The sequence below is a fragment of the Sediminibacterium ginsengisoli genome, assembly GCF_900167075.1.
GTDB lineage: Bacteria > Bacteroidota > Bacteroidia > Chitinophagales > Chitinophagaceae > Sediminibacterium > Sediminibacterium ginsengisoli.
Genome location: NZ_FUWH01000003.1, coordinates 173,685 through 196,215, shown reverse-complemented (window position 1 = coordinate 196,215; position 22,531 = coordinate 173,685). Strand labels below are relative to the sequence as shown.

The 22,531-nt window shown below is 47.0% G+C and carries 26 protein-coding genes; 20 read left to right on the top strand and 6 right to left on the bottom strand.

Translation table 11 applies throughout. The annotated features are described in order from the left end of the window. Nucleotides 1–9 precede the first annotated feature (9 nt). Nucleotides 10–1,119, top strand: coding sequence for a mechanosensitive ion channel family protein (locus B5D42_RS06580; protein WP_078830668.1), 1,110 nt, complete (start codon nt 10–12; stop codon nt 1,117–1,119). Here B5D42_RS06580 and B5D42_RS06575 read toward each other — a convergent pair. After that, complete coding sequence (locus B5D42_RS06575; RefSeq protein ID WP_078830667.1) at nt 1,116–1,649, bottom strand: thioredoxin family protein; 534 nt, start codon at nt 1,647–1,649, stop codon at nt 1,116–1,118. The genes B5D42_RS06580 and B5D42_RS06575 overlap by 4 nt on opposite strands. Before the next feature lie 16 nt (nt 1,650–1,665). Next, the gene (locus tag B5D42_RS06570; protein WP_078830666.1) at nt 1,666–2,406 is read right to left on the bottom strand and encodes a MerR family transcriptional regulator; all 741 of its coding nucleotides are present in this window, start codon (nt 2,404–2,406) and stop codon (nt 1,666–1,668) included. 96 nt (nt 2,407–2,502) lie between these two features. Between B5D42_RS06570 and B5D42_RS06565 the strand changes: the two genes are divergently transcribed. The 19 genes from B5D42_RS06565 (at nt 2,503) to yidD (ending at nt 19,597) form a co-directional block, all read left to right on the top strand. Beyond that, entirely contained in the window at nt 2,503–3,369 is an 867-nt protein-coding gene (locus B5D42_RS06565; RefSeq protein WP_078830665.1) for a 3-hydroxyacyl-CoA dehydrogenase family protein, read from the top strand. Nucleotides 3,370–3,404: 35 nt separating this feature from the next. Beyond that, nucleotides 3,405–5,192 carry a DUF885 domain-containing protein gene (locus B5D42_RS06560; protein ID WP_245825592.1) on the top strand — a complete coding sequence of 596 codons (1,788 nt, stop codon included), beginning with the start codon at nt 3,405–3,407 and terminating at the stop codon, nt 5,190–5,192. Nucleotides 5,193–5,224: 32 nt separating this feature from the next. Continuing rightward, a complete protein-coding gene (locus tag B5D42_RS06555; protein ID WP_078830664.1) occupies nt 5,225–6,346 on the top strand; it encodes a glycosyltransferase in 1,122 nt (373 codons plus the stop codon). A 59-nt stretch (nt 6,347–6,405) separates the two neighbouring features. Then, the gene (gldC, locus tag B5D42_RS06550) at nt 6,406–6,750 is read left to right on the top strand and encodes a gliding motility protein GldC (protein WP_078830663.1); all 345 of its coding nucleotides are present in this window, start codon (nt 6,406–6,408) and stop codon (nt 6,748–6,750) included. 7 nt (nt 6,751–6,757) lie between these two features. Further along, entirely contained in the window at nt 6,758–7,210 is a 453-nt protein-coding gene (locus B5D42_RS06545) for a GatB/YqeY domain-containing protein (RefSeq protein ID WP_078830662.1), read from the top strand. Nucleotides 7,211–7,223: 13 nt separating this feature from the next. Further along, nucleotides 7,224–7,751, top strand: a complete 528-nt coding sequence (locus tag B5D42_RS06540; protein WP_078830661.1) for a CvpA family protein — start codon at nt 7,224–7,226, stop codon at nt 7,749–7,751. Nucleotides 7,752–7,905: 154 nt separating this feature from the next. Next, entirely contained in the window at nt 7,906–8,685 is a 780-nt protein-coding gene (locus B5D42_RS06535) for an alpha/beta fold hydrolase (protein WP_078830660.1), read from the top strand. 29 nt (nt 8,686–8,714) lie between these two features. Continuing rightward, nucleotides 8,715–9,374, top strand: a complete 660-nt coding sequence (locus B5D42_RS06530) for a CBS domain-containing protein (RefSeq protein ID WP_078830659.1) — start codon at nt 8,715–8,717, stop codon at nt 9,372–9,374. A 34-nt stretch (nt 9,375–9,408) separates the two neighbouring features. Next, on the top strand, nt 9,409–10,857 hold the full coding sequence (locus B5D42_RS06525) for a POTRA domain-containing protein (RefSeq protein WP_078830658.1): 1,449 nt from the start codon (nt 9,409–9,411) through the stop codon (nt 10,855–10,857). A 37-nt stretch (nt 10,858–10,894) separates the two neighbouring features. Further along, entirely contained in the window at nt 10,895–11,773 is an 879-nt protein-coding gene (locus B5D42_RS06520; protein ID WP_078830657.1) for an NAD kinase, read from the top strand. 130 nt (nt 11,774–11,903) lie between these two features. Then, nucleotides 11,904–12,692 (top strand): type IX secretion system protein PorG, encoded by a 789-nt coding sequence (gene porG / locus B5D42_RS06515; protein WP_245825591.1) that lies wholly within the window; start codon nt 11,904–11,906, stop codon nt 12,690–12,692. 94 nt (nt 12,693–12,786) lie between these two features. Then, entirely contained in the window at nt 12,787–13,554 is a 768-nt protein-coding gene (gene uppS, locus B5D42_RS06510) for an undecaprenyl pyrophosphate synthase (RefSeq protein ID WP_078830655.1), read from the top strand. A gap of 173 nt (nt 13,555–13,727) precedes the next feature. Next, on the top strand, nt 13,728–16,451 hold the full coding sequence (locus tag B5D42_RS06505) for a BamA/OMP85 family outer membrane protein (protein ID WP_245825607.1): 2,724 nt from the start codon (nt 13,728–13,730) through the stop codon (nt 16,449–16,451). 21 nt (nt 16,452–16,472) lie between these two features. Next, nucleotides 16,473–16,988, top strand: coding sequence for an OmpH/Skp family outer membrane protein (locus B5D42_RS06500; RefSeq protein ID WP_078830653.1), 516 nt, complete (start codon nt 16,473–16,475; stop codon nt 16,986–16,988). 33 nt (nt 16,989–17,021) lie between these two features. Further along, nucleotides 17,022–17,639 (top strand): OmpH/Skp family outer membrane protein, encoded by a 618-nt coding sequence (locus tag B5D42_RS06495; RefSeq protein WP_078830652.1) that lies wholly within the window; start codon nt 17,022–17,024, stop codon nt 17,637–17,639. 70 nt (nt 17,640–17,709) lie between these two features. Further along, complete coding sequence (gene murI, locus B5D42_RS06490) at nt 17,710–18,570, top strand: glutamate racemase (RefSeq protein WP_078830974.1); 861 nt, start codon at nt 17,710–17,712, stop codon at nt 18,568–18,570. Between the two features lie 174 nt (nt 18,571–18,744). Then, nucleotides 18,745–18,900 carry a 50S ribosomal protein L34 gene (gene rpmH / locus B5D42_RS06485; RefSeq protein ID WP_078830651.1) on the top strand — a complete coding sequence of 52 codons (156 nt, stop codon included), beginning with the start codon at nt 18,745–18,747 and terminating at the stop codon, nt 18,898–18,900. Between the two features lie 90 nt (nt 18,901–18,990). Continuing rightward, nucleotides 18,991–19,383: a ribonuclease P protein component gene (gene rnpA / locus B5D42_RS06480; RefSeq protein ID WP_078830650.1), complete on the top strand. Its 393-nt coding sequence runs from the start codon at nt 18,991–18,993 to the stop codon at nt 19,381–19,383. Next, nucleotides 19,367–19,597: a membrane protein insertion efficiency factor YidD gene (gene yidD / locus B5D42_RS06475; protein WP_078830649.1), complete on the top strand. Its 231-nt coding sequence runs from the start codon at nt 19,367–19,369 to the stop codon at nt 19,595–19,597. The genes rnpA and yidD overlap by 17 nt, the downstream gene beginning before the upstream one ends. Before the next feature lie 53 nt (nt 19,598–19,650). Here yidD and B5D42_RS06470 read toward each other — a convergent pair whose 3' ends face one another. The 4 genes from B5D42_RS06470 to B5D42_RS06455 form a co-directional block, all read right to left on the bottom strand. After that, entirely contained in the window at nt 19,651–20,250 is a 600-nt protein-coding gene (locus tag B5D42_RS06470) for a hypothetical protein (protein WP_078830648.1), read from the bottom strand. 90 nt (nt 20,251–20,340) lie between these two features. Then, nucleotides 20,341–20,946 (bottom strand): superoxide dismutase, encoded by a 606-nt coding sequence (locus B5D42_RS06465; protein WP_078830647.1) that lies wholly within the window; start codon nt 20,944–20,946, stop codon nt 20,341–20,343. A gap of 125 nt (nt 20,947–21,071) precedes the next feature. Continuing rightward, nucleotides 21,072–21,515 (bottom strand): nucleoside deaminase, encoded by a 444-nt coding sequence (locus B5D42_RS06460; RefSeq protein ID WP_078830646.1) that lies wholly within the window; start codon nt 21,513–21,515, stop codon nt 21,072–21,074. 15 nt (nt 21,516–21,530) lie between these two features. After that, nucleotides 21,531–22,295: a DeoR/GlpR family DNA-binding transcription regulator gene (locus B5D42_RS06455; RefSeq protein ID WP_078830645.1), complete on the bottom strand. Its 765-nt coding sequence runs from the start codon at nt 22,293–22,295 to the stop codon at nt 21,531–21,533. Between the last annotated feature and the right edge of the window lie 236 nt (nt 22,296–22,531).

The window sequence follows — 22,531 nt, the reverse complement described above, 5'->3', positions numbered from 1 at the left end:
AATTGCGGTATGGATAAGATACTGCAGCAGCAATTCCTCGATAATACCCTTGAACTTTACCTGATGGTGGGTGCGACCATTCTTGTTGCACTTTTTTTCAAACGTATCATATCCAAATATCTTGCACGGCTGATTTATAACCTGGCGATTGCAAAAGCGAGCCGCAACATCGGCAGGGAATCCTTTCTGAACCTGGTGGTAGCGCCGCTGGATACATTCCTGGTGTTACTCATCGCATTCATCAGTCTCGATAAGCTTACGTTCCCGCATCAGCTGGAATTCCGTGTTTATAAGATCACATCCAAAGAGCTGGCAGATGCACTGGCAGCCGGAACCATTATCATAGTATTTATCTGGCTATGCCTCCGGATCATCGACTTCATTGCATTGGTGCTGGAAGAAAAAGTGAACCGCACCACAGATATGCGCGATAACCAGCTGATCGTATTCTTTAAAGATTTCTTCAAGGTTATCCTGATCATCATCGGCATAATGCTGATCCTGAAAACGGTGTTCAGGCAGGATGTCAGCAGCCTGCTCACAGGACTTAGCCTGGTGGGTGCAGCGATTGCGCTGGCTACCAAGGAAAGCATGGAAAACCTGATCGCATCGTTTATTATTTTCTTTGATAAACCATTTACAACCGGCGACCTGGTGCGGGTGAACGGGTTCACGGGAAATATTGAAAAGATCGGCCTGCGCAGTACAAGGATCCGTACGGCAGATAAAACTTATATCTCGGTGCCTAACAAGCAGATGGTAGATACCATTGTAGATAATATCAGCCTGCGAACCCAGCGGAAAGTGGAATTAAGGCTGGAGCTTTCCCTGGGGGCAACAGCACAACAACTGAAAACAGTGATACCTGCTATTAAAAAGTGCCTGGAAAAACCGGAGATCGAAGCAAAAGCAGTATTCCTGATGGATACAGGACGCACGGCACATATCATGGCAGTAGATTATTTTACTTCCATGGACCAGACCGTGGAAGCATTCAACAACTTGCGTGAGCAGGTAAACCTGGATATCATTGAAACGCTGGAAGTAAATCACATAGAGCCGGCAGCCGGAAGTACCAGTATTACGCTTTCACAGCCGCCACCGCCGAAACAGGCTTAGGATCCCTGAACAATATCGGCCAGCTCTTTTTCAATATTGCCGGTCTTACCATATTCAACCACGCGCCCGGTTTCTTTCCCGTTTTTGAGTACGATGAAAGTGGGTACGTTGGTAATATTGTATTTCACATGAAGATTATCCGGCGCAGTTTTGTTCCTGTCAACCACAACAAGCGTAATATTCTTTTCAGGAAAACCGCTTTTGTCGATCATGCGGTAAAATTTAGGCAGCAGGTTCTGTGAATCATGGCACCAGGTACCGCCGAAGATCATCAGCGAAATACCGCTGCTGGCTTTCTCTTTAAATATGGCAGCGGCTTCTTCATCAACCATGCCCAACTGCATATTGTTTTTGAACCAGGCAAATGCAGTATCATTTTCAATAACCTGCCTGCTGATAATACCCCTTAATACTTTTGTTTCACTGTCGCTTACAACTTCGTAATTCATGCCTGTTGTTCGTTTGGATGCTGCACATGAAGCCAGCACCAGGAATAAAATAAAGTATCCTGTAAGGGTTTTTATCGTCATAGTCAAAGCGTATATGCTAATCTAAGTTAGCCCGTAATTCCAATAAAAAAGACCTGAATTTTGTGAGGGATTGCACCAGCTGCGATTGTATATCGGCCTGTTGGCGGTTCTGGCGCAGGTAATTGCGCGCACCTTCAATCGAAAATTTACGCTGACGGAGAAGATAGTGGATCAGCTGCAGATTGCGGATATCTTCAACCCTGAAAAGCCGGTCGCCCTTCCTGGTCTTGCGTGGCTTGAGAATATCAAACTCATTTTCCCAGTAGCGGAGCAAAGACGTGTTCACATGGAACCAGCCTGCAACTTCGCTGATTGAATAATATAATTTCTGCTCCAGCACTTCATCCGAAGGAATGTCCACCAGCCCTGCCTCGTTATCGATTTCACGGAAAGATTTACGCCCCCGCTTGCCTGGAGTCTTCAAAACAGCAGCAACCGTTCCGGTTTGCGATATCACCAGTTGTTCTTTTTCCTCAGCGGCAGCTGGCTCTGTAGTAGCCACAGTTGGCTCCGGAACTAAAGAGGGCATCACAGGCTTGTCTGCTGTAGTTTCAGCGAAGGGAGAAAGCTTTGCAGGAGGCGTAGGTAGTGCGGGTTTGGATTTAATCTTCACCACGATCCTTGCATCTGCAAATACTACCGGATCTGCAGGTTTGGCTGGCTGTTCGGGCAATGGCACAGCTTCCGGCTCCGTTTTGGTAACGGGCGGTTCTTCGGAAAAACCGAACAGGTCCAGTTGCTGTGCACTCTTTCGCATGCCGTAAAAGTACGGCTTCCTGTAAAGTACATCCTGTTAATGATGCGGTAAGTGGAAAAGATGTAAGTATCTTGCAGTTATACCAACCACTGCATTATGATTGCTGTAAATACAATTTGCGTGTGCGGTGCAGGAACCATGGGCAGCGGCATTGCCCAGGTTGCGGCACAGGCCGGCTTTACCACCATCCAGTTCGACGTGAATGAACAGATGCTTGAAAAAAGCAGGAATACGATTACCGCAAATCTCAGCCTCTCTGTACAAAAAGGCCGGTTATCCGAAGCAGAAAAAATGCAGGTACTGGAGCGGCTCAGTTTTACGGCGCAGCGCAAAGATTGTGTAGCCGACCTCATCATCGAAGCCATTATTGAAAAGCCCGAAGCCAAGATCGCGCTGTTTACAGAGCTTGCCGGGTATAATAAACCAACAGTGGTTTTTGCTACCAATACATCTTCTATTCCCGTGCACGTGATTGCTGCAGGTTTACAGTACCCGGAACAACTCGCAGGCATGCACTTTTTCAACCCTGCGCCCCTGATGAAACTGGTGGAAGTGATCCGCAGCGAGCAAACCACAGATGAAGTAACGGAGCTGGTAGCCGCTATTGCAAAACGCATGGGCAAAACCCCCGTGATCTGTAAAGATGCCCCCGGCTTTATTGTAAACCGTGTGGCAAGACATTATTACCTGGAAGCCATGCGGATGGTAGAACAGGGTATTGCAACGATTGAAAATGTAGATGCGGTGATGGAAGCTTCCGGCTTTAAAATGGGTCCATTCAGACTGATGGACCTGATCGGGATGGACATCAACTACAGTGTGAGTAATATCGTATGGGAAGCACTCGGAAAGCCGGAACGGCTAACGCCATCGGTATTGCAGAAAAGCAAAGTGGATGCAAACGAACTCGGACGGAAAAGCGGGAAAGGCTTTTACAGTTACAAAAGCCAGTCATCAAAATAATATTCAAAAAACTGTTTACCTATCAACACCTCCCTATGAACAGCATGATGAAAAAGTTAGGAACGGCCGCAGTGGTTTTATTAACGGCAGCCTGCAACCTGAGCAATACCAACCCTACAGGAGCGGCCAATAGCGAACTGGCGGCTTTATTCGATACCTATTACGAAGACCGCCTGCAGCTTTTTCCCGTTGAAGCAACCCTGAACGGAGACGAGCGGTACAATAACCTGCTGTACATCGATTTCACAGACAGTTACCGGAAGAAGCTGAAAGAGTTTTACAGCACCAATCTCACTTATCTCACCCGTTTCAACCGGGATTATCTCAATGCAAACGACCAGCTGAGCTACGATATCTTCAAAAGAGAAATGCAGATCAATATCGAAGGACTAAGCTACCATGATAATTATATGCCCCTGAACCAGTTCCAGAGCATGCACCTCCTGTTTGCACAACTGGGCAGCGGTACAGTGATACAGCCCTTTAAAACAGTAAAGGATTATAACGACTGGCTGCAGCGGGCATCCGTTTTTCCGGCCTATGCAGACAGCGCGATCGTGTACTTCAGAAAGGGTATGAAAGAAGGAACGGTGCTGCCGAAGAAACTGGTAGAAAAAATGATCCCCCAGATGCGTGCAATGGATACAACCGTTACGGCAAGTGTGTTTTACGGACCCGTAACCAACCTGCCGGCATCGTTCAGCGCGGCAGATAAAGCATCGCTGACCACAGCCTATACAAAACTGATACAGGAACAACTGGCACCGGCCTACAGACGCCTGGCAGACTTTCTGCAAACAGAATACCTGCCCGCAGCAAGAACTACTACCGGCATCAGCGAAATCCCGGACGGTAAAAAATTCTACCGTTTCCTGATACGTCAGCAGACAACCACAGATAAAACCTCTGAAGAGATCTACAATACTGGACTTTCGGAAGTACAGCGTATCAAAGAAGAAATGGAACGTGTAAAAACAGAGACCGGTTTTACGGGAGATCTCGCTGCTTTTTTCAATTACATGAAAACGGACCATCGCTTTACGCCATATAAAACAGCCGGTGAAATACTGGCGGCGTTCGACAGCATCCACCAGACCATGAACCCCTACCTGAAAAAACTCTTCGGGCTGAAACCGAAAACACCGTTCGAGATCAGGCAAACGGAAGCATTCCGGGCGGCAAGTGCAAGTGCAGAGTACAACCAGGGCGGCGCAGACGGAACACGTCCGGGTATTTTCTATATTCCGATCCTCGATCCCACACAGTTCAATACCACCAGCGGTATGCAAAGTCTTTTCCTGCACGAAGCGATCCCGGGACATCATTACCAGATCAGCCTGCAACAGGAAAATAAACAGCTGCCCAGATTCAGGCGTTTCGGCGGTAATAATGCTTATGCGGAAGGCTGGGCACTGTATTGCGAAAGCCTCGGAAGTGAGCTGGGACTGTACAAAGATCCGTACCAGTATATGGGCGCCCTTGGCGATGAAATGCACCGTGCCATCAGGCTTGTGGTGGATGTGGCCATGCACACAAAAGGCATGACCCGTGAAGAAGCGATCGCTTACATGATGGCAAACGAACAGATCAGTGAAGAAGGTGCAACTGCAGAAATAGAAAGATATATGAGCATCCCGGCGCAGGCACTTGGTTATAAGATCGGTGCACTGAAGATCCGTGAGCTGAGGAGCCGGTACGAGAAAATGGGCGGCGAGAAATTCAAACTCTCTGCTTTCCACGATGCAATCCTGAAAGATGGCAATATGCCGCTGAATATCCTGGAAAAGAAAATGGACAAATGGGCCGCCAAATGGGATAATTAAGGCAACTTGGCTTATTGGCGGTACATTTGCGGATGCGGATAGCCGTTAACAGTGCAATACCAGGATCATCATTCCTGAATGAAAATGCTGAATATGCCAGGCAGCTTTTTGCCGGGCTGGTACTGCAGCACCCGGAACATGAATTTGTTTTTATTTTCCGGCACCCCGAACATGTTATGCCCATACAGGCGCCGAACGTGACCAGCCTTGTTGTTCCGCTCAGAAAGGAACATCCGCTTGCACTAAAATACTGGTACGATGTAAAAATACCGCTTGCGCTGAAAGCCTTCCGGCCGGATGTATGGATCCAGGCAGACGGAAACTGCAGCCTTAAAAGCCGGATACCGCAGGTGCTATTTGCAGACGGGCAGCAAACAGTACCGCTCTCCTGGCTGAAGAAAAGCTACCGGCGCTGGTTCCTGCCGCTGTTCATGCGTAAAGCGGCAACGATCATCGTGCCTGCAGAAAGTATCAAAGACCAGCTTGTACAGCAATATAAAATAGCAGATGCCGGATTCTCTGTGATCCACGCCGCGCCGTCGCCGGGCTGTGTGGTATTGAACTGGCAGGAAAAAGAAACCATAAAAGAACAATATGCATCCGGCATGGAATATTTTTTCTGTCCCGGCGGATCCTTACCGCAGAATAACCTGCTGAATATCCTCAAAGGCTTTTCCTTTTTTAAGAAATGGCAGCACAGCAGTATGAAACTGCTCATCGCCGGGGACCTGCACCAGGCACCTCACGATCTTCCCGAAAAACTGAAAAGCTACAAATACCGTGAAGACGTAGTGCTCCTCAGCCAGCTTTCCGGAGAAGAGCTGAGCGCTGTGATGGCGGGAGCCTATGCTTTTGTTGATGCAGGGTTGCCCGACACCAATGGCATCAACATGCTGAACGCCATGATGAGTGAAGTGCCGGTGATTGGCAGGGATCATGCATCGGCAAGGGAGATCGGCGCCGAAGCCGTGTTATATGCCGATCCCGCGAACGCGGAAATCATCGGTAAACATATGCTGGCCCTGTACAAGGATGAAGTACTGCGAAGCCGCTTTGTAAGGGCCGGTAAAGAACTGGCTGAAACGCATACCTGGCAGTCGGCAGCGGATCAGCTTGCGGTAATCCTTACACGGGTTGTCTCCGGTCAAAAATAGGCGTCCTGCCCGTTTCATCTTATTTTTGCCTTTTATAGCCGGAATATTAAAAAACAAATATGAACAACTCAACAATATCGATCAACGTAGAATTGGATGAAACCAAGGTACCACAGGCCATCAGCTGGTCGGCCTCCAACAGTACTGCAGATGCCATGCAGCCTGCAAAAGCCATGATGGTGTCTTTTTGGGATGCGGCAGACAAATCTGCATTAAGGATCGATCTGTGGACAAAAGAAATGATGGTGGATGAAATGGCCGATTTCTATTACCAGACCTTTATGGGCATGGCAGATTCCTATGGCAGATCAACCGGTCAGACAGAACTGGTGGATGATCTCAGGAATTTTGCCAAATCATTTTACCAGAAATTCCGTGATATCCAATTGAAAGAAAATAAATAAACACAGCATGAGTTTAGAAGAAAAAGTAATGGCAGGCATGAAAGATGCCATGAAAAACAAGGAAGAAGCATTGCTGCGTGGGCTGCGCGCGATCAAGGCCGAGATCATCAAAGCCAAGACCGAACCGGGTGCCAACGGACAGCTGCCGGAAGAAAATGAAGTGAAACTGTTGCAGAAACTGGTAAAACAGCGCCGCGACTCACTGGAGATCTACCAGCAGCAGAACCGCCCCGACCTGGCGCAGAAAGAAATGGAAGAGATCAGTGTAATAGAAAAGTTCCTTCCCGAACAATTGAGTGAAGAAGCCTTGAAGGAAGCCATTGCCGCTATCATCAGTACGGTAGGTGCTGCCGGTCCGCAGGATATGGGGAAAGTAATGGGCGTAGCAACCAAACAACTGGCAGGCAAAACAGATGGAAAAGCTATTTCAGCCGCAGTAAAAGAACTTTTAAGCAAATAAGCGCAGGATATTCATGCTGATCGATGCGATTTTTATTGTACTGATGGCCCTGGCGGTAATAAAAGGTTACCGGAACGGGCTGGTAGTGGCAGCATTTTCGCTGGTGGGCATTGTTATAGGACTGGCGGCGGCCATGAAATTATCTGCAGTGGTAGCCGGGAAACTGGGTGCAACGGGTAATGCATGGCTGCCGTTCCTGTCGTTTGCGCTGGTAATGCTGGTAGTGATCCTGCTGGTAAGGCTTGGTGCCAGGCTGGTAAAGGCAGGACTGCAGCTGGCTATGCTCGGCTGGGCAGACAGTTTATTCGGGATACTGCTGTATGCTTGCTTATATACCACGGTATTCAGCGTGGTACTTTTTTTTGCGGTAAACACGCATCTGGTGGGGCAGGAAACAATCGCAGGGTCTACATGTTATCCTTTTGTACAACCATGGGGGCCCAAAGCCATCGATGCATTCGGCGTGGTAATACCCGCATTCAAAGGGTTGTTTGAGCAGCTGACCCAATTCTTTGAACGCGTAGCGGACCATGTAAAGTAAACGGCCGGGTATAAACGGAATTTTTATGCCGTAAAATCAGTATTTTAGCATGCATCATTATGTATCCATGATGCTTTTTTGCAATTGGTTATTTATTGAACGGATTTCCTTTTATTTGTATCCAACCAATGCTGCTGCATAAGAAACAGATTACATGAATTACGAGATAAAACAACAAGATAAGTTCAGATTCATCGAAGAAGGAGAAGGAGAGCCTCTGGTATTGCTGCACGGGTTATTTGGCGCGCTGAGTAATTTCATGGACCTGATCGAACACTTTAAGAAAAATTATAAAGTGGTAGTGCCGATGCTGCCACTGTTCGACCTTGATATTTTTCACACTTCGGTGGGCGGACTGGAAAAATATGTCCAGAAGTTCATTGAGACCAGGGGGTATAAGAACATACATCTGCTGGGAAACTCGCTGGGCGGCCATGTGGCGCTGGTGCATATCCTCAAACATCCTGAAAAGATCAAATCACTGATCCTGACAGGCAGTTCCGGACTTTTTGAGAACGGTATGGGCGACAGCTACCCGAAGAGAGGTGATTATGAGTATATCAAGAAAAAGACCGAAGTCACTTTCTACGATCCGGCAAAAGCCACCAAAGAACTGGTAGACGAAGTATTCGAAATTACCAGCAACAGGATCAAAGTGATCAAGATCATTGCCTTAGCCAAAAGTGCCATCCGTAATAACCTGGGTGAAGAACTGAGCCAGATCAAACAGCCAACACTGCTGATCTGGGGAAATAACGATACCATCACCCCGCCGTTTGTCGGCCGTGAATTTAACCGGCTTATACCGAACAGTGAACTGCATTTCGTAGACAAATGCGGTCACGCTCCCATGATGGAGGTTCCTGACGAATTCAACAAGATCCTGGATGGCTTCCTTAACAAAATGAAGCAGCCTGCAGAATCTGTTGCCTAGTTTTTAACGTAACTGAAAAGAAACAGCACATGCTGGCATCACAATTGGCAAATACGGGTTTTCCGTCTGTCGGCCTGTTCGACAAGGTTTCGCTTGCCCTGCAGTTGATGGAGGACTACGACGTAATGCATTTGCCGGTGCTGGCAGAAGATAAATATGCCGGGCTGATAGAGAAGGGAGAGTTGCTGGATGCCGACGAACAAGGACCCATAGCAGCCATACAGCAATCATTGCTGAAAGCAGCAGTGAGGGCCGAAGAGCACTTCCTGGTGGCGCTTAAGATCGCTTCGGAGTACCAGTTATCGTTGGTGCCGGTGCTGAACGAGCAGGGCGGACTGGCAGGTGTGATCTCAGAACATGATCTGCTCCGTCATCTTTCGGCTTTTGTAGGCAATAACGACAAGGGCGGTGTGATTGTGCTGGAAACGGATAAAAGAAATTTTTCCTTTGGTGAGATCAGCAGGCTGGTGGAAACCAACGATGCCTATATCACGCAATTGAATACATATACCGAGCCAGAAACGGGCATGGTTATTATAACCATAAAGATCAACCGGATAGAAATATCCGATATCGTAGCAACTTTCCAGCGGTACGAATATGTTGTACGCTATTATTTCGGCGAAGAGCAATACGCCAACGAACTGAAAGAAAACTACAACCATCTTATTGCATACCTGAATATATAATACGTCTACATGTTCAGGTGACGCAGCATTTATTATGACCGAGGAAAAAAAGAAATACAGCAAATACACGCACAGGGTTATTTTCCTCTTCACATTCCTTCTCTTATCAGGCCTCGATGCTGCAGCGCAGGAAACAAAAGCGGCAGAAGCAGACAGTATCGCCGTACCCGCAAAACAGATCGTGATCAGGAAGATCAGCATGTCGGGAAACAAGCGTACCCGGGATTTTATCGTTATGCGCGAAGTTCCTTTCCGCGAAGGCGATACGCTTGGTACGGAACAATTGGGCAAACAACTGGAGCTTGCCAGACAGCAGATCATGAATACACTGCTGTTTGTGGATGTGAATGTTTATATTTCTGATCTGTACGGCAACATAGCCGACATAAAGATCGATCTGAAAGAACGCTGGTATTTTTTTCCTTTACCTTATTTCAAGCTGGTAGACCGCAATTTCAACCAATGGTGGGTAGACCAGCACCGAAGCCTGGAGCGTGTGAATTACGGGATCAAATTCATCCAGAACAATGTAACCGGGAGAAACGATAACCTGGATGTCTGGCTGATCACCGGTTATACACAGCAGGTAACGCTCCGCTACGATATGCCTTTCTTCGACCGCAAGCTGAAAAGCGGGTTCAATGTGGGTTTTATTTATGGCACACAGAAAGAAGTGAACTATGGCACGGGCAATAACAAACAGCTTTTTTATAAGCAGAATGATGTTGCAAGGCGAAATCTTCGTTTTGATTTCACCTATTCTTATCGCCCGGATGTAAAACAAAGGCATTATTTCAGGGTATCGTATAACAAACAGGAAGTGGCGGATACGGTACTTAAGATCAACCCGCTGTATTTCCCCGAAGGCAAATCCGCTTTCGAATACGTGGATTTCTCTTACCAGTATAAATATTATAAGATCGATTATATACCCTATCCGTCTAAAGGGTTTATGCTTGAAACCAATCTCTATAAACGCGGACTGACCAAAGCGACCGATCTCTGGCAGGCCAGTGCCCGTGCGGTATATGCGCATCCCATTACCAGGAACAGCTTCCTTCACCTGGAAGGAATGGCGATGGTAAAACTGCCGTTCAATCATTATTATTACAACGAACGCATGATCGGCTATGGCTTTTTCCAGATGCGTGGCCTGGAGTATAATGTAGTGGATGGTGTAGCCGGCGGCGTATTCAAAACAGCGGTCCATAAACAACTGCTGTATTTTGTGTTACGGAACCCTTTTCCCAGCAAAACACACGATAAAATCCCTTTCAGGATCTTCCTGAAGGTTTACGGAGACCTGGGTTATGGCTACAACAGCCGCCCGGATATATCCAATACGCTCAATAACAGGCTGTTACGAACAGGCGGGATCGGTATAGACGTAGTATCAATCTATGATTTTGTATTTAAAATAGAATACAGCTTTAACCAGCTGGGACGCAATGGCCTATATTTACAAAGCAGGAATGATTTCTGATGCAGGATAAAACAAGGCAGCTAAACAATTAAGAGGAATGAAAGTAGCTATCTATAGCCGCGGACTGGATACGGAACAGGAGAACCCGTTAGTGGTATTGCTGGGTGAACTGGCAAAGCATGATATTACTATTTACCTGTATAATCCGCTGTTCCAGCAGTTTGCCCTGCCGGAGCACCTGGTAACAAGCATCATTCCGTTCGAAAAACCGGCAGACCTGAACCAGCAGATCGACTGCCTGATCAGTTTAGGCGGCGACGGCACCATGCTCGATTCCATTACTCTTGTGCGGGATTATAATATTCCGATACTGGGGATCAATTTCGGTCGCCTCGGGTTCCTGGCAAGTATCAGTAAAGACGAGCTCGCCAGCGCGGTAGATGCATTGGTAAACCACACTTTTGTAGTAGACAGGCGGACATTGATCCATCTCGACTCGAACGATTCCCTTTTCGGCGATGCTCCCTTTGCGCTGAATGAATTTGCGATCCACAAACGGGATACTTCTCCCATGATCAAGATCCACACTTACCTGAACGGAGAATTCCTGAACAGTTACTGGGCCGACGGCATCATTGTGGCAACACCAACCGGTTCTACAGGTTATAATATGAGCTGTAACGGACCGATCCTTTTCCCGGAATCGGCCAGCTTCGTCATTACCCCGGTGGCACCGCATAACCTGAACGTGAGATCGATCATAGTACCCGATACCAGCATCATTTCCTTTGAAGTGGAAGGCCGTACCGACCAGTTTATCTGTGTGATGGATGCCCGGAAAGAGATCGTAAGCCGGACAATACAGCTTGCCGTAAAAAAAGAAAAATTCTGTGTGAGCCTTGTCAGGCTGAATGAAAACAGTTTCCTTTCTACGCTGAGAACCAAGCTGACCTGGGGACTGGATAAAAGAAATTAACTTTTATAGTATCAAATTAGGTGCTATTTTCACACACACTTTTACGCCTGGATCAACTATGCTTAAAAAGATCATTGTCTGTTCGTTATTATGTACTGTCTTAAACCGGCAAAAGGCTGATGCGCAGTTAATGGAAAGCTTCAGCCACCAGGGCGAGATAGGTGTATCCGTTGGTGTAGGCCATTATTTCGGGGATCTTAACCCGGATATGAACATCAACAGGCCTAAAATTGCGGCCGGTGTGTTTTTCAGAAAACAGCTTACCAATTATATCGGTCTCCGGATTTCCGGGGATTATGCCATGCTCGGTTATACCGATGCGCTCAGCAAAAACGATGTGCAGCGTACACGTAACCTGAGCTTCAACAGCAATGTGTGGGAGCTGAGCATAGCCGGTGATTTCAACTTTTTCAACTTCAACCCGGCATTTGAAGGGTATAATTATACGCCTTATGTGGGCCTGGGGGTTGGGGTATTTTCCTATGAACCTTATGCGTACCTGGCCGGGGAAAAATACCTGCTCCGTCCGCTCGGTACAGAAGGACAGGGCAGCGCGCTTTATCCCGATCTGAAACCCTACAATCCGATCGCGATCAGCATACCGTTTACCCTTGGGTTTAAATATGCCATTACCGCAAAGACCAATATCTATACCGAATTCACATACCGTTTTACCAATACGGATTATCTGGATGATGTAAGCGGTTTTTACGCACCGGATGCATTTTCACCGTTACCGGATGGTTCACCGTCGCCGGCACAGCTGTTGCAGGACAGAAGTTACGAAACCGGAACTTCTATCGGCATCAAGGGACGCCAGCGCGGAAACAGCCTCAAGAAAGATTCTTATGCTACATTTAAAGTAGGAATATCCTTCAATCTGCAGTCGTACAGGTGCCCGACAGCGGTTAAACGCTGATTTCATGAATCCCGCAGCTAATATATTTTCTACCGGATGCCACGCGCCAACCCATTGATTTTGTTAATTTCGCTGCCTAAATGAAGGGAAGACCATGTCAGAAGACCTCCTTGCCAGGATAAATAAAGCACAGCTGCCAAAACATATAGCCATCATTATGGATGGTAATGGCCGTTGGGCTGAGGAGAAGGGCCAGGACCGTTTATACGGTCACTTTCACGGTGTGGAAAGCGTTCGCAATATTGTGGAAGGTGCAGCAGAACTGGGCATCGGCTATTTAACGCTCTATGCATTCAGCACAGAAAACTGGGACCGGCCGGAGAACGAAGTGCAGGGTCTGATGGCACTCCTGGTAGATACCATCCGCAAGGAAGTTCCCGTACTGAATAAGAATAATATCCGTCTGCATGTGATCGGCGACCTGAACATGCTCCCGGATTACGCGAGGCAGGAACTGCAGGAAGCACTGGATATGACGGCAGCCAATACCGGTCTGAACCTGATCATGGCGCTCAGTTACAGCAGCCGGTGGGAGCTGGTGAATGCTGTAAAAAATATAGGCCTGGATGTGAAAGCCGGTAAGATCAACCCGGAATCGATCAGCCAGGAAACACTGCAGCAATACCTTTCCACCAGCCAGTTCCCCGATCCGGAACTGATGATCCGCACCAGCGGGGAGTACAGGATCAGCAATTTCCTGCTGTACCAGCTGGCTTATGCAGAACTTTATTTCACCGATACGCGCTGGCCCGATTTCAGGAAGGAAAACCTGTACGAAGCCATTGTGAATTACCAGTCGAGACAGCGCAGATTCGGCAAAACCGGTCACCAGATACAGGAGGAAACTGAACTGGCTTCATAATATTAAAATATTATAATATAAAATAGGTGGTTGTTTTAACAAAGACTTTTAATAATTCCCGTTAATTTGCCCCGCTTAAAATAACCGAACCCATTGCTGGAAGCTACTTGTGCTGTACTTTCAGCCAGCAATATCACAAACCGAAACGGATGCAGAAAGTGTACAAAATTTTAGTGTTGGCTTTAGTAACATCACTGGTGAGTTCCTCGGCCTGGTCACAACAAACAACATCAGAGCCCGATACCGTCATCACTTCAATAGATGCAGATCTGCTGAATATCTTCAATCAGAAAACACCGAAAAAATATAAAGTAGCAGCGGTTAAGGTAACCGGTAACCGTTTCTTCGATGAGAACCTGCTTATTTCAATCGCGAATATTAATGTAGGAGATGAACTGACTATTCCCGGCGGCGATAACTTTTCAAAAGCGATCACCAAGCTCTGGGGGCAGAATTATTTCTCTGATGTAGAGATTTACATCACAAAGCTCCAGGGTAAAGACATCGAAATCGAGATAGCGGTAACGGAACGTGCACGTCTTTCAACGTACCATTTTACAGGAGTGAAAAAAGGAGAGGCGGAAGACCTGCAGGGTAAGACCGGCCTGGTTCCGAACCGCGTGGTAACGGAGAATATGAAAATATCTGCGGTGGAGGCGATCAAGAAGTTCTATGCGGAAAAAGGTTTCCGCGATTCAAGGGTTACGGTGATCGAGAAACTGGATACCACACGCGATAACAATACCATCTCGCTGAACTTTATTGTAGAGAAAGGTTCAAAGGTAAAGATCAATAATATCAACTTTGGCGGTAATACAGTAGATGCGGGTAAACTGAAAAAACAACTGAAAGATACCAAGGAAAAATCCCGCTTCACGCTCCATCCTACATTCGATAAAGGCCAGATCGTTCCGGTAAAACGTTATACGTTCAATGAATACCTGAAAGAATATGGTTACCTGATCCCCGCTAAAACCAAAAAAATACTGGATCCTTATGTGAGGCTTAAACTTTCATCTGCGAAATTCGACGAGAAAAAATATGAGCAGGATAAAGAGAACCTGCTGGAATATTATAACTCGATGGGTTATCGTGATGCGATGATCGAGCAGGATACGGTGTATCATACCGAAAAAGGTGACCTGAACATCGATATCAAGATGAACGAAGGGAATAAATACTATTTCGGTAATATCACCTGGAGAGGGAATACCAAATATTCCGATTCGCAACTTACACTGATCCTCGGCATACGCAAGGGGGATATCTATAACCTGGAACTGCTCAATAAAAAACTGGGTAAATCCGCATCTCCGGATGGTGGCGATATCAGCGGACTTTACCAGGATGACGGTTACCTGTTCTTCCGTACAGACCCGGTTGAAACTGCGGTATACCGTGATACCATCGATTATGAGATCCGTATTATTGAAGGTCCGCAGGCGACCATCAAAAATATCCGCATCAGTGGTAATGACCGTACCAAGGAGCACGTGATCCGCAGGGAGATCCGTACTATCCCGGGTGATAAATTCAGCCGCCAGATGCTGGTTCGTTCACAGCGTGAGATCGCGCAGCTGAATTATTTCAACCAGGAAAAGATCGGTATCACACCCGTTCCCAATCCGGACGACGGAACTGTGGACATCAACTACAGCGTGGAAGAGAAATCGAGCGATCAGCTTGAACTGAGTGCAGGTTGGGGCGGAGCCATTGGTCTTACGGGAACACTGGGTGTAACCTTCAACAACTTCTCAATCCGTAATATCTGGAAGAAATCGGCCTGGGATCCGTTACCAATGGGAGACGGCCAGAAACTCAGCGTACGTGTACAGAGTAACGGTAAAGCATTCCGTTCCTATAACTTCTCGTTCACCGAACCATGGCTGGGCGGTAAGAAAAGGAATGCGCTTACTTTCAGCATCTTCAATACGAAGTATGGCCAGACTTATGATCCTACAACTGGAGCATATGATCCGGACGTAGCGAATACAAGATATATTTCCACTACCGGTGCAACACTGAGCCTGGCAAAACAGCTGAAATGGCCGGATGACTATTTCTCACTGTCGATGGGTATCAACTATACGAGGTATAAGCTGAGCAACTATGCCATTGACCCGACCAACCTGCCGGGCTTCGACAACGGCATTGTAAACAACCTGAACTTCAGGGTGGCATTGCAGCGTTCATCTGTGGATCAGCCGCTGTTCCCCCGTTCGGGTTCAACGTTCCTGCTGAGCCTGCAGGTAACACCGCCGTACTCGCTGATCGACAAGAACATCGGATCAAAAGAAAATCCGTATAACTGGATCGAATACCACAAATGGAGATTCAATGGTGAGTGGTATGTGCCGCTCGGCAAACCGCACGGGGAAGACCGCAACAAGCAGTTTGTACTGAAGACCTCCGCTAAATTCGGTTTCCTGGGCAGGTTCAACCCGGATCTGCAGATCTCTCCGTTTGAAAGATTCCAGGTGGGTGATGCGGGTCTGAGCAACCAGTTTGCGCTGCTGGGTTATGATATCATCGCCCACAGAGGTTACCCGGTATACGACAACTCGAATCCGAAAGTGAATCCTGACAAGCAGAACGCGAGCCAGTATTTTACAATATTCAATAAGTACAGCATGGAGCTGCGCTACCCGCTCAGCCTCAACCCGAGCAGTACCATTTTTGCCCTTGGCTTCTTTGAAGCGGCCAACGGCTGGTACAGCATGAAAGATTATAACCCGTTCCAGTTACGCCGTTCAGTGGGTCTTGGTATGAGGTTCTTCCTGCCGATGTTCGGTCTGCTTGGATTTGATTATGGCATAGGATTGGATAGGTTTACCCCCGGAAGCGCGTTAAAAGACGCAGCAAGATTTACATTTATGCTCGGTTTTGAACCGGAATAACCGAAAACCTAAACATCTGTTATGAAAAAAACACTGATCCTCCCGCTGGTGCTGATGCTGATGACAGTTGCCGCACAGGCGCAACAACGTTACGCTATTATCGATACCAAGTACATCCTGGAAAAAATACCTGAGTACAGGGATGCAGATAAAAAACTGCAGCAGATAGGGGAACAGTGGCAGAAAGAAATAGATGATAAGCAGGCACAACTGGACAAAATGTACAAGAATTACGAAGCAGAACAGTTTATGCTTACCGAAGACCTGAAAAAGAAACGGGAAGACGAACTGTTCATGAAGGAAAAGGAAATCCGCGATCTCCAGAAAAAACGCTTCGGTTATGAAGGGGATCTTTTCAAAGAAAGACAAAGACTTGTTAAACCTGTGCAGGACAGGGTTTACAATGCTGTTCAGAAACTGGCATTGGCAAGATCTTATGATTTTGTATTGGATAAAAGTGAAGGAATTACCGTTATATTTGCCGACCCCAAGCTGGATAAGAGCGACGAAGTGCTGAGGGAGCTGGGAATAAGATAAGTAAAACAAAAACAAACATAAACTCTCACAACAATGAAGAAAGTATTATTTGTGTGTGTGGCTTTTGCAGCAAGTTTCCTGATGGTTAACCAGGCAGAGGCACAGCAACTCAAAATAGGTTATTTTGATGAGCAGCAGCTGCTCGGCGCAATGCCAGGCATCCAGAAAATTGATACCCTGCTGAACAGCTACAGGATGGATTCTCTGAGAGGTGAATACGACTATACGCTGAGCGACTATCAGCATCGTGATAGTCTGTTCAAAAGAGATTCTGCTACCATGTCTCCTAAAGCAAGGGAAATGGCGATGAACGATATCAACAAGCTGAAATACAAACTGCTCAGGTGGCAGGATTACCAGGCAGAACTGGAAGAGAACAAAAAACAGGAACTGCTGGCTCCTTTCATGCAGAAGATCGTAACTGCACTGAATGAAGTAGTTGCAGAACAGAAATACACTTACGTACTGCGTCAGGATGCATTATCACCTTATGTGAACGCTCCCCTGCTGGATAACGTAACGGTAAGGGTTGCAATGAAACTGAAACTCCAGCTGCCTAAAGAACTGGAAGACGAGTGGAAACGTCAGTCAGGCGGTGGTGCTGCCAAACCAGCAACTTCTGCTCCTGCCGGCACAAAACCACGCGGATAATCTGATCCCGTCATAAAAGAATTGTTTACGGCCCTCATCATTAACGGTGAGGGCCGTAATTTTGATGGCTATGCAGGAAAAACAAAAGGCTCCGATCGGTGTGTTCGACAGCGGCTATGGCGGCCTGACTGTTCTGAAGGAAATCGTTAAGTCCTTGCCGGATTACGATTATATCTATCTCGGCGACAATGCCCGCGCACCTTATGGCCCAAGGTCTTTCGAAACGGTTTATCACTATACGCTTGAATGTGTACAGTGGTTTTTCAGGCAGGGCTGCGAACTGGTGATCCTTGCCTGTAATACGGCTTCTGCAAAAGCATTGCGTACGATTCAGCAGAATGATCTTCCAAAGATCGGTCCCGGTAAAAGAGTGCTTGGAGTGATCAGGCCTACTACGGAAGTAATAGGCAACTATTCGAAAACAGGCCATGTAGGCGTACTTGGTACTGCCGGAACCGTTCTGAGTGAAAGTTATCCCATAGAAATAGCCCGTTTTTTCCCCGGACTGAAGGTGTACCAGGAAGCCTGTCCCATGTGGGTGCCGCTGGTAGAGAATGACGAATACGACAAGCCGGGGGCAGATTATTTTATACAGCAGCACCTGCAGCAACTGCTCGCCAAATCAGCTTCGATCGATACCTTACTGCTGGCCTGCACACATTACCCGCTGCTGATCGATAAGATCCGGAAGTACAGTGCGCCGGGGACAACCATACTTTCCCAAGGTGAGATCGTGGCTGCAAGCCTGGCAGAATACCTGCAAAGACACCCGGAACTGGCTGAAAAATGTGGCCGGAACGCTGCTGTAAGGTACTACACGACGGATTCGGCCAGTGATTTCAACAGGCATGGCCGGATCTTTATGGGCCGGGAAATTGCAGCCAGCCAGGTTGATCTGACGGCCGGAAACGGGATAAAAGCCGTTTTGTAAGGCCATTATATAGAAATTTTCTAAATAACGGTCCCGCAGCACCTAAAAATCGCCTGTTTCTGATACGGATATTAATGGGATTCCCTTACCTTTGCCGTCCTTTCACAGGCAGCAGTATGGTGACTGCAGCATTGAAATGAAACAATTTTTTTGGGTTAGTTAAACAACGTAATTATGAAACGTACATTTCAACCGCATAAGCGCCGCCGTAAATCCGTTCACGGATTCCGCAAACGTATGGCAACAGCGAATGGCCGTAAAGTACTGGCAAGCCGCCGTGCGAAAGGTCGCAAGAAACTCACGGTTTCCAGCGAAAAAGGATTAAAATAAGCGATCGTTCCGTTAAAGGAACAGATCATGAAAAAATATAAGTCCCGTTCCGCTCCTGCGGATCGGGACTTTTTTAGTTTCGTAGCATAAATGGCATCTCAATTCTCCTATAACCGTAAAGAAAAGCTCAAGAGCCGCAAGCAGCTGGAAAGCCTGTTTGCGGGCGGGAAAAGCTTCCTGGTATTCCCGGTAAAGGTCTTTTACATGCAGCAGGAACATACCGGGGTCAATGCGGGTGTGGGCGTTAGCGCGCGGAACTTCAAAAAGGCAGTACAACGTAACCGGATCAAACGTTTGCTGCGTGAACATTACAGGCTCAACAAACAGGAACTGCATACATTTATGGAAACGCAGGCTTATGGTGTGGCTGTTTTTTTTCTGTACATCGGCAGGGAACTGCCTGAGAAAGACCTGCTCGGTCAGAAAATGCCGCAAGTGCTTAACAGGCTTATAAAAGAACTGGGCAATGAAAAGCATCCTTAAAATACTTGCATATCCTTTTATCCTGCTCATCAAGATCTACCAGCTGGTGATCTCGCCAATGATGGGGCCTAAGTGCCGCTTTACACCAACCTGCTCCCAATATGCCTCGGAAGCGCTGAAAAAACATGGTGTGTTCAGGGGAACCTGGCTCGCTGCAAAACGAATCAGCAGGTGCAGACCCGGAGGCGGCAGCGGGTATGACCCCGTACCATAAAAAAGCGCGGATACATTGCTGCATCCACGCTTCGGTATTTTAGAACAGAGTGTTTATTTTTTATCAGGAACGGTAAGCGCCTGTAACTTGGCGATATTTTCACGCATTTCCTTGATGCTGTAGAAGCGGTAAACTTCAGGATCCTTATCGCCGGTCTTTTCAATAGAGCGCATCTGGTGATAAGGGGTAACAACAATAGCATCCAGGTTATCGCTGATCCTCACAGCAGTGTTAGGAAGGATATAGAAATTCCTGTTGGCTGCACTTACATTCTTGTTTTCTATCAACTGGTTGAGAGAATCGATACGTTGCTTCAGCACATCCTGTGAGATCACATCCTGTGTTTGCTTTGGCGCATTGTAAGGTACATAACTGCCGATGATGGTATCGTTTTTCACGTTGATGATATAATAACCATTTTCCTTGAGCTCAACACTTGCATCACCCGCCGGCGACTGGAGTTTGAACACCACTTTGTCGCCGGAAACGGTCACGGTTTTTTCTTCATGTCCGCTGCCATCGGTGGCAACAATTGTTTTGGCGTCGGTATTTACATCCGCAGCGCCTTTACTCAGCACAGTTACTTTTTTCTGGTTACCGGCACAGGCAGATAACAGTACAACCAGGAACAGGCATGCAGTCAGCTGTTTCATTTCTTAAGGTTTGATGATGGTTAAGCAATTATAAAAAAAGCCCTGCGGTTAAGCAGGACTTCAAAGTAAAACTATTTTTCGGAGAGCTGGTTATTTTGCGGCAGCAAAACGTTCAGCCACTTTATTCCAGTTCACCACATTCCAGAATGCAGCCAGGTAATCAGCGCGGCGATTCTGGTATTTGAGGTAGTAAGCATGTTCCCAAACATCTGCGCCGAGGATAGGAGTACCTTTTACTTCAGCAACATCCATCAGCGGATTGTCTTGGTTAGGTGTTGAAGATACTTCGAGTTTGCCGTCTTTAACGATCAGCCATGCCCAGCCGCTTCCGAAGCGGGTCATACCTGCGTTAGCGAATTTTTCTTTGAATGCATCGAAAGAACCGAAAGCTGCATTGATTGCATCGGCCAGTGCACCTGAAGGAGTACCGCCTGCATTAGCCGCAAGGCTTTCCCAGAAAAAAGTATGGTTCCAGTGACCGCCGCCATTGTTACGTACAGCGGGACTGATGCTGCCTGCAGCTGCAACCAGTTCTTCGAGGGATTTTCCTTCGTTGGGAGTACCTGCCACAGCTTTATTCAGGTTATCTACATAAGCCTGGTGGTGCTTACCATGGTGGATCTGCATGGTAGTAGTGTCGATATGCGGTTCTAACGCTTCATATGCATAAGGTAAAGGTGCTAATGTAAAAGCCATAACGTAAGTTTTAAAAGGATGATTAAAGAATAGAGATGCGTACATCTTAACTGTACACAAATTTAATGCTTACCGTTAAGAATGCGTGTTATTAAATGAAATCTTCCGTGTCACGAAAGCCTGGGTTATCTTCTTTCCCGGAAGAAAGCGCGCATCAGTTCTGCACATTCGCCGGCCAGGATCCCTTTAACCAGTTCTGTTTTGGGATGGAAGGGCCAATTCTCCTGTGTAATGTGTTTATAGCCGTTCTTCTCATCATCGGCACCATAAACGATCTTTCCGATCTTCCCCCAGTACAGCGCGCCGCAGCACATAAGGCAGGGCTCAACGGTTACATACAATGTTGCTTCGGGAAGATATTTTGAACCGAGATAATTGTAGGCCGAAGTAAGGGCAATAATTTCCGCATGGGCAGTAGAATCGTTCAGCATTTCTACCTGGTTATGTCCGCGTGCAATAATGCGGTTGTTCATCACCACGATCGCGCCTACGGGAACTTCTCCCGCATCGTAGGCCTGCTGCGCTTCCTTAAGGGCCTGCTGCATATAATATGTATCGTCGTATTGCATGTAATGAGCGCCTGGTTATACGATGGTTACTTCAATGCCCATGCTCTTGAGCACGCCGGCAGTATGCGGGGAAATACCTTTATCTGTAATGATCTGCTGTACATCTTCGAGGCGGCAGATCTTTCCGTAACCGCGTTTGCCGAATTTGGATGAATCGGCCAGTACGATCGTCTTCTGTGCAATCTTGATCATCTTCCGGTTCAGTTGTGCTTCGGCGGCATTGGTAGTAGTGAGACCGAACTCAACATCGATCCCGTCTACACCGAGGAAGAACTTGCTGCAGGAAAAATCATCCAGGATTTTCTCTGCGTAAGAGCCGGTGGCAGAGAGCGAGCTTTTACGCAATACACCGCCCAACTGCAGTATTTCCGTTTCGGGATGATGAATGAGCGTAGCTGCTACGGGAAGCGCAGCTGTGATCACCGTAAGACTTCCCTGCGGTTGTATATGCCTGGCCAGTGCCTGCACGGTGGTTCCGGAACCGATCACAATACAGTCGTTCTGCTCTATCAGTGCGGCTGCTGCCTTGCCGATATTTTCCTTTTCGGAAGCATTGATCTTTTCCTTTTCATTTACGGAGCGATCTCCGGCATAAGGGTTTTTTAAAGTGCCGCCGCCATGGGTCCTGTAGAGGAGGTTCTTGTCTTCCAGCAGTTTCAGGTCCTTTCGGATGGTTACTGAAGAGACTTTCAGTTCTTCGCAGAGATCCAGCACTTCCACACTGCCTACTTTTTTAAGTTTCGCAAGAATGTGCTGGTGACGGGTCGTAAGATTACTCATAAGCGGCACTCGTTAACCCGTCAAACTTAGCTATATATTCCGAAAAAGGCGAATTGCGGGTAATAATTGTCTGTTAATTAATTGATTATCAATATGAAAACATACAATAATAGTCCTGGAAAATTCTTTTTGTCGTGCTTCGTAATATTATTTTTTTGTTTTTCTATTTGTTTTGAATAATTGTTTTTACTTTCATTCTACTTTTTATTTGTTTCGATTTGTGATTTATCGAAACG

Coding starts and splice junctions, on each gene's coding strand:
- B5D42_RS06580 (WP_078830668.1), top strand. CDS start 10: ATGGATAAGATACTGCAGCAGCAATTCCTCGATAATACCCTTGAACTT.
- B5D42_RS06575 (WP_078830667.1), bottom strand. CDS start 1,649: ATGACGATAAAAACCCTTACAGGATACTTTATTTTATTCCTGGTGCTG.
- B5D42_RS06570 (WP_078830666.1), bottom strand. CDS start 2,406: ATGCGAAAGAGTGCACAGCAACTGGACCTGTTCGGTTTTTCCGAAGAA.
- B5D42_RS06565 (WP_078830665.1), top strand. CDS start 2,503: ATGATTGCTGTAAATACAATTTGCGTGTGCGGTGCAGGAACCATGGGC.
- B5D42_RS06560 (WP_245825592.1), top strand. CDS start 3,405: ATGAACAGCATGATGAAAAAGTTAGGAACGGCCGCAGTGGTTTTATTA.
- B5D42_RS06555 (WP_078830664.1), top strand. CDS start 5,225: ATGCGGATAGCCGTTAACAGTGCAATACCAGGATCATCATTCCTGAAT.
- gldC (WP_078830663.1), top strand. CDS start 6,406: ATGAACAACTCAACAATATCGATCAACGTAGAATTGGATGAAACCAAG.
- B5D42_RS06545 (WP_078830662.1), top strand. CDS start 6,758: ATGAGTTTAGAAGAAAAAGTAATGGCAGGCATGAAAGATGCCATGAAA.
- B5D42_RS06540 (WP_078830661.1), top strand. CDS start 7,224: ATGCTGATCGATGCGATTTTTATTGTACTGATGGCCCTGGCGGTAATA.
- B5D42_RS06535 (WP_078830660.1), top strand. CDS start 7,906: ATGAATTACGAGATAAAACAACAAGATAAGTTCAGATTCATCGAAGAA.
- B5D42_RS06530 (WP_078830659.1), top strand. CDS start 8,715: ATGCTGGCATCACAATTGGCAAATACGGGTTTTCCGTCTGTCGGCCTG.
- B5D42_RS06525 (WP_078830658.1), top strand. CDS start 9,409: ATGACCGAGGAAAAAAAGAAATACAGCAAATACACGCACAGGGTTATT.
- B5D42_RS06520 (WP_078830657.1), top strand. CDS start 10,895: ATGAAAGTAGCTATCTATAGCCGCGGACTGGATACGGAACAGGAGAAC.
- porG (WP_245825591.1), top strand. CDS start 11,904: ATGGAAAGCTTCAGCCACCAGGGCGAGATAGGTGTATCCGTTGGTGTA.
- uppS (WP_078830655.1), top strand. CDS start 12,787: ATGTCAGAAGACCTCCTTGCCAGGATAAATAAAGCACAGCTGCCAAAA.
- B5D42_RS06500 (WP_078830653.1), top strand. CDS start 16,473: ATGAAAAAAACACTGATCCTCCCGCTGGTGCTGATGCTGATGACAGTT.
- B5D42_RS06495 (WP_078830652.1), top strand. CDS start 17,022: ATGAAGAAAGTATTATTTGTGTGTGTGGCTTTTGCAGCAAGTTTCCTG.
- murI (WP_078830974.1), top strand. CDS start 17,710: ATGCAGGAAAAACAAAAGGCTCCGATCGGTGTGTTCGACAGCGGCTAT.
- rpmH (WP_078830651.1), top strand. CDS start 18,745: ATGAAACGTACATTTCAACCGCATAAGCGCCGCCGTAAATCCGTTCAC.
- rnpA (WP_078830650.1), top strand. CDS start 18,991: ATGGCATCTCAATTCTCCTATAACCGTAAAGAAAAGCTCAAGAGCCGC.
- yidD (WP_078830649.1), top strand. CDS start 19,367: ATGAAAAGCATCCTTAAAATACTTGCATATCCTTTTATCCTGCTCATC.
- B5D42_RS06470 (WP_078830648.1), bottom strand. CDS start 20,250: ATGAAACAGCTGACTGCATGCCTGTTCCTGGTTGTACTGTTATCTGCC.
- B5D42_RS06465 (WP_078830647.1), bottom strand. CDS start 20,946: ATGGCTTTTACATTAGCACCTTTACCTTATGCATATGAAGCGTTAGAA.
- B5D42_RS06460 (WP_078830646.1), bottom strand. CDS start 21,515: ATGCAATACGACGATACATATTATATGCAGCAGGCCCTTAAGGAAGCG.
- B5D42_RS06455 (WP_078830645.1), bottom strand. CDS start 22,295: ATGAGTAATCTTACGACCCGTCACCAGCACATTCTTGCGAAACTTAAA.